Source organism: Microcystis sp. M090S1 (assembly GCF_020246295.1).
Lineage (GTDB): Bacteria > Cyanobacteriota > Cyanobacteriia > Cyanobacteriales > Microcystaceae > Microcystis > Microcystis aeruginosa.
This window is the reverse complement of record NZ_JADBTF010000388.1, coordinates 1-2,739: the sequence shown is the minus strand read 5'-3', so window position 1 is coordinate 2,739 and position 2,739 is coordinate 1. Positions and strand designations below refer to the sequence as shown.

At 48.2% G+C, this 2,739-nt stretch carries 2 protein-coding genes; both read right to left on the bottom strand.

From position 1 onward, the window contains the following. Positions 1–206 precede the first annotated feature (206 nt). A complete protein-coding gene (locus IM477_RS17105) occupies positions 207–1,859 on the bottom strand; it encodes an acetolactate synthase large subunit (protein WP_190723460.1) in 1,653 nt (550 codons plus the stop codon). Between the two features lie 219 nt (positions 1,860–2,078). Beyond that, positions 2,079–2,558: an SRPBCC family protein gene (locus tag IM477_RS17100; protein ID WP_287732768.1), complete on the bottom strand. Its 480-nt coding sequence runs from the start codon at positions 2,556–2,558 to the stop codon at positions 2,079–2,081. Positions 2,559–2,739 lie beyond the last annotated feature (181 nt).

The following is a 2,739-nucleotide window of genomic DNA, read 5'->3' as shown; positions in this document are numbered from 1 at the left end:
GCTTCGCCCCTACAGGACGCGGGCCGATGAAGACGCCAGGTTTTGAAGCACGATTCTCTCAAAATCTTGCACCTGTGGGAGCAAGAAAAGCCACAAAACCCTTACCATGCCTACATTTCACATTTATTCAGCCAGCCCTAGTTAGGGGATTTTTTTCGAGAAGATAACGGCAAGCTACCGAGGGGGTTGCTTGCCGTTATCAACTTCTATTCCCAAATCTGACAGCTTAGATCGCCCGATTTTTGGGAAAGACGCAGATTTTCACCGTAATCGACGGGAACATCGATCACCGTGGGCACCTCTTGCCGGAAAGCATCCTCTAGTATTGGGATCAAATCCTGAGCAGATTCCACCCGATAGCCTTTTAATCCCATACTTTCGGCAAATTTAACAAAATCGGGATTACCAAACTTAATAAAAGAAGAGGTCCCAAAATAGTTTAACTGCTTCCATTCGATTAAACCGTAACCGCCATCATTAAAGATGAGAGTGACGAAGGGAGTTCCCACCCGCAAAGCTGTCTCCAATTCCTGACAATTCATCATAAAACCGCCGTCTCCCGTCACCGCCACAATGCGCTTATCGGGATAAACTAACTTAGCGGCGATCGCACCAGGGATAGCAATACCCATAGCGGCGAAACCGTTAGAAATAATGCAAGTATTGGGACAATCGGAGTGATACTGGCGCGCCATCCACATTTTATGAGCGCCCACGTCACAAATAGCGATATCTTCCGGTCCCATCACCTGACGCAGATCGTAGATCAATTTTTGTGGCTTGATCGGAAAACCCGTATCATTGGCATAGGTTTCGTAATCGGCCCGAATTTCCGTCTTTAATCCCGCGGTGACAGGAGTTGGTTTATTCTGGCGATCGGCCCGTTTGAGGATATCGATGAGAGAATCGGTGATATCACCCACCACTTCCACCACCGGGGCATAACTGCTGTCAATTTCCGCCGGAGTCATGCCGATGTGAATAATCGGTAATTTACCGTCTGGATTCCATTTTTTCGGGGAATACTCGATTAAATCGTAACCAACAGCGATAATTAAATCACTGCGCTCGAAGGCACAACTAATCAAATCCCGTTGCTGTAATCCTACCGCCCAAAGAGCCAGAGGATGGGTATAGGGAATCACCCCCTTACCCATAAAAGTGTTAGCCACAGGGATATTCAAGGCCGTGGCGAATTCCGTTAAAGCCTCACTAGCATTAGCGCGAATTGCCCCATTTCCCGCCAAAATCAAGGGATTTTTCGCTTTAGAAATCACTGCCGCCGCCATGTTCAAAGTCCGATAGGAAGCGTAAACTTTTTCCTGACTATCGAGGGGCAAGGGATGACCATCGGCAGCCATAGCGGCGATATTTTCGGGAAGATCAATATGAACTGCCCCCGGTTTCTCACTTTGTGCGGTTTTAAAGGCTCTCCGTACCACTTCTGGGGTGATACCCGGCCGCACGATTTGTTTATTCCATTTCGTCACCGGGGCGAACATGGCCACCAGATCCAGGTATTGATGGGATTCAATGTGCATCCGATCGGTTCCCACCTGGCCGGTGATGGCCACTAAGGGCGCCCCATCGAGGTTAGCATCGGCTACCCCTGTCATCAGGTTAGTCGCCCCCGGTCCTAAAGTGGAGAGACAAACCCCCGCTTTTCCCGTCAAGCGTCCATAGACATCGGCCATAAAAGCCGCGCCCTGTTCGTGACGGGTGGTGATAAATTTGATCGAGGAGTTTTTCAGGGCTTCCAAAACATCGAGGTTTTCTTCCCCGGGTAGCCCAAAAATATACTCGACCCCTTCATTCTCTAGACATTTAACTAGAAGTTCGGCTGTGTTTAATTCCCCCATAATTCCCTCCTGTAGAGCTTACTTCATCAGTAAAGTCTCTAGAGATAGTTCATCCCGGCGGATTGAGGTTGTTGCGCTCAACTCGTCGGGATGATATCAGTAGACTATATGTACCAATGTAGCTGACTAAAATTTTGTTTAAGTCTATCCATATACCATTGTGACTTAGATCTTGACCCTTGGCAGATTATTTATTAGCACAATTGGGGGGAATTTTTTTTAGACCGTTAATTCTTCGGCGGCGTGGGCTAGTTGGGCGGCGACTTTGGCTAAATAGGGACGACTTAACCACCAGATAAAGGGGGACAGCCAACCCCGCAGAGTGACAGAATAGGAAATATAACTACCACAGAGGGTTGATTCCACTTGGTAGGTCATTTTCTGTTCCATGCCGGGGATAGCGAGAACTCTGAGGCTGAGGAGTTCACCGGGGCGGACATTTTCCACGAAAACCCGGATAGGAATGGGAGTCAGACGGGTGACAGCTTGATAGATTAACCCCGGTTTAGCGATTAAACCCAAGGGAACATCAGCCTTGGCAATCAAAGGATGCCAAGAGACATCGGCCACATTGATTAATTTTTGCCAGAGGACATCGACGGGGGCGCTACTGACCACCCGATAGGTTTTGTAGAGTGAAAACTTACAGAATAGTCTGCCTTTGGCCGCTACAATCCTTAAGGAAAAATTGAGAATCACCGATTGCCTCCCGCAAAAATAATCTAGGGAATCTTCTATTTTGACATACCCCACGCCGTAAACGGACGTGGATTCTTCTAGCATCACTGCTGAGAATTTCTGGCTCAACGAGTCCACTTGAATTAGATTCCTGGCGAAATCCCACCCAGAGGTGGTTCTCTCCTCAGACTTTCGCGACCTT